Source organism: Sulfuricella sp., from assembly GCA_041651995.1.
Classification (GTDB): domain Bacteria; phylum Pseudomonadota; class Gammaproteobacteria; order Burkholderiales; family Sulfuricellaceae; genus Sulfurimicrobium.
In genome coordinates, this window is the sequence record JBAZID010000003.1 from 51,348 (window position 1) to 57,500 (window position 6,153).

Genomic DNA, 6,153 nt, shown 5'->3' on the forward strand with positions numbered 1-6,153 from the left:
CTTCATCGGAACGGCAGGAATCTTTGTGCAATATCACCACCGGGATAATGCCCGCATTCCGGCAGAGTGTTAAAATCGACGTTTGTTACATATTCAGGGCACAGCTGTGATCGAACTCGTTATCAACGGCACGCCGCAACGTTTTTCCGCACCGCTCACCGTCACCCAATTGGCGGATCAGCTTGGGCTGGCGGGGAAGCGTGTCGCTATTGAGTGCAATGGTGAAATCGTGCCGCGCGGCCAATTCAACGAAACCACCCTGAATCACGGCGATCAACTGGAAATTGTTGTTGCCGTCGGTGGCGGATAAACCAACTACATGGAATATATGGATAATTTGATAATTGCAGGTAAAACTTACGCTTCCCGCCTGCTGGTAGGCACCGGGAAATATCAGGACTTCGACCAGACCCGCCGCGCCATTGAGGCCAGCGGTGCTGAAATTGTCACCGTAGCCATTCGTCGCACCAATATTGGCCAGAATGCAGGCGAACCAAGCCTGCTGGACGCCGTGCCGCCCTCCCGCTACACCTATCTTCCCAACACCGCCGGCTGCTACAGCGCCGACGACGCCATCCGCACCCTGCGCCTGGCGCGCGAGCTGCTCGACGGCCACGATCTGGTAAAACTTGAAGTGCTGGGTGATCCGCAAACGCTGTACCCAAACGTGGTGGAAACGCTTAAAGCCGCAGAAACCCTGGTCAAGGACGGGTTCAAGGTCATGGTTTATACCTCCGATGATCCCATCATAGCCAAACAACTGGAGGAAATCGGCTGTGTCGCGGTCATGCCGCTGGCTTCGCTGATCGGCTCCGGCATGGGGATTCTCAACCCGTGGAACCTGCAAATCATTATCGAAAATGCCAAAGTGCCGGTCATTGTTGATGCTGGCGTCGGCACCGCATCGGATGCCGCCATCGCCATGGAGCTGGGCTGTGATGGGGTGCTGATGAACACGGCGATTGCGGGGGCGAAAGATCCAATCCTCATGGCATCCGCCATGAGAAAAGCCGTTGAGGCTGGGCGCGAAGCCTTTCTGGCTGGACGCATGGCAAAAAAACTTTACTCAGCCAGTCCAAGTTCCCCCACCACCGGAATGATCGGCAAATAAGGGTTCGTTAATGACTGAAGCACAGCATCGCCCGGTACGCAGCTTCGTGCTGCGTCAGGGTCGCATGTCCAAAGGACAGACCCGCGCCCATGAAACCTTGATGCCGCGGTTTGGCGTTGCTTACAGCGATAAAAAGCTGGATCTGACGCAATTATTTGGCAGGGCGGCGCCAAAAATCCTGGAAATTGGTTTTGGGATGGGTGACAGCACTGCCAGAATCGCGCAGGACCATCCGGAAAACGATTACCTGTGTATCGAAGTTCACACTCCCGGGGTAGGCAGCCTGCTGAAATACACCGAGGAAATGGGACTCACCAATATCCGCATCATCCAGCATGACGCTGTCGAGGTGTTGCAGCACATGCTGGCTGCGGAAACGCTGGATGGGGTTCATATCTTCTTCCCCGACCCGTGGCACAAAAAACGCCACCATAAGCGGCGCCTGATCCAGGCCGTTTTTACCGCGCTGATCTGTGATCGTTTAAAACCCGGCGGGTACCTGCATGCCGCCACGGACTGGGAAGAATATGCCACGCATATTCTCGAAACTTTCCGGGGAGAGTCTCGACTGGTAAACAGCGTAAGCGATTATGCTCCACGCCCGGAATACCGCCCGCTGACAAAATTCGAGCAGCGCGGGCTAAGGCTTGGGCATGGCGTCTGGGATATTGTTTTCAGAAAAGCTTGATCAGGCTTCCTGGGGCATTTTCTCTACCAGCAACGTATGTAGCCGCCGGCTGTCAGCGCGTAACACCTGGAACTTCAGGCCATCAAAAATGGTGTGCTCGCCGCGTTTTGGCAGATGGCCAAACTTGCTGACAACCAGCCCGCCCACCGTATCATAATCTTCGTCGCTGAACTGTGTGCCCAGAATTTCGTTGAAGTTACTGATCTCTGTTACCGCCTTGACCCGGTAGCGGCCGCTGCGGTCCTGGATGATATTGTCCTCGGTTTCGTCAAAATCGAATTCATCTTCGATTTCGCCCACGATCTGCTCAAGCACATCCTCAATCGTCACCAGGCCGGACACACCGCCATACTCATCCACCACAATGGCGATGTGGTTGCGGTTCATGCGGAATTCCTTGAGCAGGATATTCAGGCGCTTGGATTCAGGAATGAATACAGCTGGGCGCAGCATGTCACGCACATCAAACGCCTCACCCGCATAGTAGCGCAGCAAATCCTTGGCCAGAAGAATGCCGATCACATCGTCCTTGTTCTCGCCAATCACGGGAAATCTTGAGTGGGCGGCTTCAATGACAAAAGGGATGAATGCTGCCGGTGAATCCGCGATATCGATCACATCCATCTGTGCTCGCGGAATCATGATGTCACGCACATGCATTTCTGAAACCTGGAGCACCCCTTCAATCATGGACAGGGCATCGGCATCAATCAGATTCTTTTCATAAGCCGCGTGCAGAATCTCCACCAATTCCTCGCGGTTATCAGGTTCGGGCGAAAGCCACGCTCCCAGGCGTTCCAGCCAGCCCGGTTTGGCAGATTCATCCATGGTCTAGCTTTACCTCTTCAATTGGCATAGGGATCAGTATAGCCGAGGCGCCTCATGATGTGCGTTTCAACTGCTTCCATCGCCTCTGCATCTGCGCCTTCCTCGTGGTCATACCCCTGCAAATGCAGCATCCCGTGAATAATCAGATGGGCATAGTGCGCCTCGGCCAATTTCCCCTGCTCTGTCGCTTCACGGCTCACCACCGGCGCGCACAACACAAGATCACCGTGGCATAAGGGGATGTGATCGTAGACGAAAGTTAGAACGTTAGTCGCGTAGTCCTTGCCCCGATAATCGAGGTTGAGCTGCCGCCCCTCGTCCTCATCGACAATCCGGATTGTCACCAACGTATCGCCTTCCAGCGTGGCGCTACTCCAAGCTCTAATCTGGCTACGGGAAGGCGAATCAGCCGATTTGACGGCATATTGCACCGACAATTTCAGTTCAGGCTTTGTTTTTCTCATAATGGGCATAGGCATTAACGATGTGCAGTACCAGGGGATGTCGAACCACGTCTTCGGACTCGAAATGTGTAAATGCAATACCCCTCACCTTGCCCAGAACGACATGGACTTCGGCTAGTCCGTTCTTTTGACCGCGCGCAAGATCCACTTGGGTCACATCGCCGGTAATCACTGCCTTGGTACCGAAGCCGATACGCGTAAGGAACATTTTAATCTGCTCCGGCGTGGTGTTCTGCGCTTCATCCAGAATAATGAAAGAGTGATTCAGTGTGCGGCCCCGCATATAAGCCAGAGGGGCAATCTCTATTGCACCGCGTTCGAACAATTTACCTACCCGGTCAAAACCAAGCAAATCATAGAGCGCATCGTAAAGCGGCCGCAAATAAGGGTCGACCTTCTGCGCCAGATCACCGGGAAGAAACCCCAATCGCTCCCCCGCCTCAACTGCAGGTCGCACCAATACAATGCGTTTCACCAGATCCCGCTCCAGCGCATCCACTGCGCTTGCCACGGCGAGATAGGTCTTACCCGTACCGGCCGGACCGATACCGAAGGTGATGTCATGTTCCTGTATCTGGCGAAGATACTGATTCTGCCTGGGCGTACGTCCGCGTAAATCGGTCTTGCGCGTCATCAGCACCGGCATGGAGCCTTCCGCGCCAGCCTCACCACCCTTGAGCAACTCGATCAGGCTCAGTTGGAGATCATCGATAGAGATAGGTTGTTCGGACTGAACATAGCAATTCTTCAAAGCTTGCAGCGCAAGCCTGGCGCGTTCGGCATTACCAGTGACCCCGAAACTTTCACCATTTCGCGAAACAACCACGTCAAAAGCAGCCTCGATCTGTTTCAGATTTTCGTCCAGCACGCCACACAGATTGCTGAGGCGAGAGTTGTCAACAGGAATAAAGGCAAAATGCTCAGTATGCGTTTTCAAGATGTTCCTGTTCCATCCAGAAATTCACCACGTAGTGAATAAGCATATGCGGCCGTAATTGTAACATCTACAAAACGCCCAATCAGGCTCGCATCCCCGAGAAAATTGACCACACGGTTATTCCCGGTGCGCCCGGATAAATCCCCGCCACCCTTTTTGGCAGAACCTTCTACTAAAATTCGTTGCCTCGAGCCGATCATGCCTTGACTTAAACCCTGAGCCTGTTGATCCAATTTGTCCTGCAATCGCTTCAAACGCTCCTGTTTCACCGCGAGAGGCGTGTTATCGAGGAGATCAGCAGCGGGTGTGCCCGGGCGGGCGCTGTAGATAAAACTGTAACTTGCATCGAAACCAATATCATCAACCAGTTTCATTGTAGCCTCGAAATCCTCCTCAGTCTCACCTGGAAAGCCCACAATAAAATCCGATGAAATTGCCACATCCGGTCGGATAGCCCGCAATTTTCGTATTTTTGACTTGTACTCAAGTATGGTATAGCCTCTTTTCATGGCTGCCAATACACGATCCGAGCCTGACTGAACAGGCAAGTGTAGCGTACTCATCAATTTGGGGATTGACGAATAGGCATCAATCAGTGGCTGTGAAAATTCGACTGGATGTGAAGTCGTGAATGACAATCGTTCGATGCCAGACATCTCTGCCAGGTAATGAAGCAAAAGCGACAGATCCGCAAACTCGCCGCCATGCATCACACCCCGGTAGGCATTTACATTCTGCCCCAAAAGCGTGATCACATTTACCCCGTGAGCTACAAGCTGTGCTGCTTCTGCAATGACATCATCAAAAGGACGCGAAACTTCTGTTCCTCGTGTAAAAGGCACGATGCAGTATGAGCAATATTTGTCACAGCCCTCCATGATCGACAAGTAAGCGCTCGGCCCCTCGACACGTGGCTCTGACAAATAATCGAATTTTTCTATTTCAGGAAAGGAAATATCGACTTGGGCTATTCCAGACAACTTCCTCGCGCGAATCAATTGCGGAAGCCGATGCAGCGTTTGAGGCCCAAATACCACGTCAACATAAGGAGCACGGGTTAGAATTGACGCCCCCTCCTGGCTGGCAACGCAACCGCCCACGCCGATAATCAGATCAGGATTGCCATTCTTCAGCGGTTTCCATCGACCCAGTTGGTGGAAAACCTTTTCCTGCGCGTTTTCCCGAATAGAACAGGTATTCAGCAGAATCACATCGGCATCCTCTGGACGGTCCGTAATGACCATATTCTCCTGAGCGATCAACACATCAGCCATCTTCGACGAGTCATACTCGTTCATCTGACAGCCGAATGACTTAATGTATATTTTCTTGGGCACAATCGCTCGCACAAACAACAAAGCCCTCACGAGGAGGGCTTTGTTTACTGCATAAGGAGCTTGGCGGTGACCTACTTTCACATGCGAGGTGCACACTATCATCGGCGCTAAGTCGTTTCACGGTCCTGTTCGGAATGGGAAGGGGTGGTTCCAACTTGCTATGGCCGCCAAGCATAACTTGTAACTGCTAGCTATCAGCATTGAGCTGTCAGCTATCAGTGTAAAACGGAAGAAGTAAGGGTATTTGATTGTACTGGCTTCGTATTGAAGCCGCTTAAGGTTATAGGATCAAGTCTCACGGGCAATTAGTATCGGTTAGCTTAACGCATTACTGCGCTTCCACACCCGACCTATCAACGTCCTGGTCTCGAACGACCCTTTAGCAGGCTCAAGGCCTGGGGAAATCTCATCTCGAGGCAAGTTTCACGCTTAGATGCTTTCAGCGTTTATCTCTTCCGCATATAGCTACCCGGCGATACCACTGGCGTGATAACCGGTACACCAGAGATGCGTCCACTCCGGTCCTCTCGTACTAGGAGCAGCCCCCCTCAAATTTCCAACGCCCACGGCAGATAGGGACCAAACTGTCTCACGACGTTTTAAACCCAGCTCACGTACCACTTTAAATGGCGAACAGCCATACCCTTGGGACCGGCTACAGCCCCAGGATGTGATGAGCCGACATCGAGGTGCCAAACTCCGCCGTCGATATGAACTCTTGGGCGGAATCAGCCTGTTATCCCCGGCGTACCTTTTATCCGTTGAGCGATGGCCCTTCCATACAGAAC

General features: G+C 52.7%; 7 protein-coding genes and 2 rRNA genes (1 of these 9 cut by a window edge). 3 read left to right on the forward strand and 6 right to left on the reverse strand.

All coding sequences use genetic code 11. The annotated features are described in order from the left end of the window. Positions 1–106 precede the first annotated feature (106 nt). The 3 genes from thiS to trmB are packed head-to-tail and all read left to right on the forward strand — an operon-like array spanning position 107 to position 1,799. Positions 107–310: a sulfur carrier protein ThiS gene (gene thiS, locus WC392_06630; protein ID MFA5242041.1), complete on the forward strand. Its 204-nt coding sequence runs from the start codon at positions 107–109 to the stop codon at positions 308–310. An 18-nt stretch (positions 311–328) separates the two neighbouring features. Beyond that, positions 329–1,111, forward strand: a complete 783-nt coding sequence (locus WC392_06635; GenBank protein ID MFA5242042.1) for a thiazole synthase — start codon at positions 329–331, stop codon at positions 1,109–1,111. A gap of 10 nt (positions 1,112–1,121) precedes the next feature. Further along, entirely contained in the window at positions 1,122–1,799 is a 678-nt protein-coding gene (gene trmB, locus WC392_06640) for a tRNA (guanosine(46)-N7)-methyltransferase TrmB (GenBank protein MFA5242043.1), read from the forward strand. Here the strand turns inward: trmB and WC392_06645 are convergent, their stop codons facing one another. The 6 genes from WC392_06645 to WC392_06670 all read right to left on the reverse strand — a co-directional run. Then, positions 1,800–2,627 carry a transporter associated domain-containing protein gene (locus WC392_06645; GenBank protein ID MFA5242044.1) on the reverse strand — a complete coding sequence of 276 codons (828 nt, stop codon included), beginning with the start codon at positions 2,625–2,627 and terminating at the stop codon, positions 1,800–1,802. Positions 2,628–2,644: 17 nt separating this feature from the next. Continuing rightward, positions 2,645–3,100, reverse strand: coding sequence for an rRNA maturation RNase YbeY (ybeY, locus tag WC392_06650; protein MFA5242045.1), 456 nt, complete (start codon positions 3,098–3,100; stop codon positions 2,645–2,647). Beyond that, a complete protein-coding gene (locus WC392_06655; GenBank protein MFA5242046.1) occupies positions 3,072–4,028 on the reverse strand; it encodes a PhoH family protein in 957 nt (318 codons plus the stop codon). Before WC392_06655 ends, ybeY begins: the two co-directional genes overlap by 29 nt. Beyond that, positions 4,025–5,365 carry a tRNA (N6-isopentenyl adenosine(37)-C2)-methylthiotransferase MiaB gene (miaB, locus tag WC392_06660; GenBank protein ID MFA5242047.1) on the reverse strand — a complete coding sequence of 447 codons (1,341 nt, stop codon included), beginning with the start codon at positions 5,363–5,365 and terminating at the stop codon, positions 4,025–4,027. Before miaB ends, WC392_06655 begins: the two co-directional genes overlap by 4 nt. 58 nt (positions 5,366–5,423) lie before the next feature. Continuing rightward, a 5S ribosomal RNA gene (gene rrf, locus WC392_06665) occupies positions 5,424–5,537 on the reverse strand. Between the two features lie 112 nt (positions 5,538–5,649). Beyond that, positions 5,650–6,153: ribosomal RNA gene (locus WC392_06670) — 23S ribosomal RNA — on the reverse strand (it continues 2,379 nt past the right edge of the window).

What these genes read in the sequence shown, in the direction of transcription:
- ybeY (MFA5242045.1), bottom strand. Translation starts at nt 3,100, where the DNA reads ATGCCCATTATGAGAAAAACAAAGCCTGAACTGAAATTGTCGGTGCAA.
- WC392_06635 (MFA5242042.1), top strand. Translation starts at nt 329, where the DNA reads ATGGATAATTTGATAATTGCAGGTAAAACTTACGCTTCCCGCCTGCTG.
- trmB (MFA5242043.1), top strand. Translation starts at nt 1,122, where the DNA reads ATGACTGAAGCACAGCATCGCCCGGTACGCAGCTTCGTGCTGCGTCAG.
- WC392_06645 (MFA5242044.1), bottom strand. Translation starts at nt 2,627, where the DNA reads ATGGATGAATCTGCCAAACCGGGCTGGCTGGAACGCCTGGGAGCGTGG.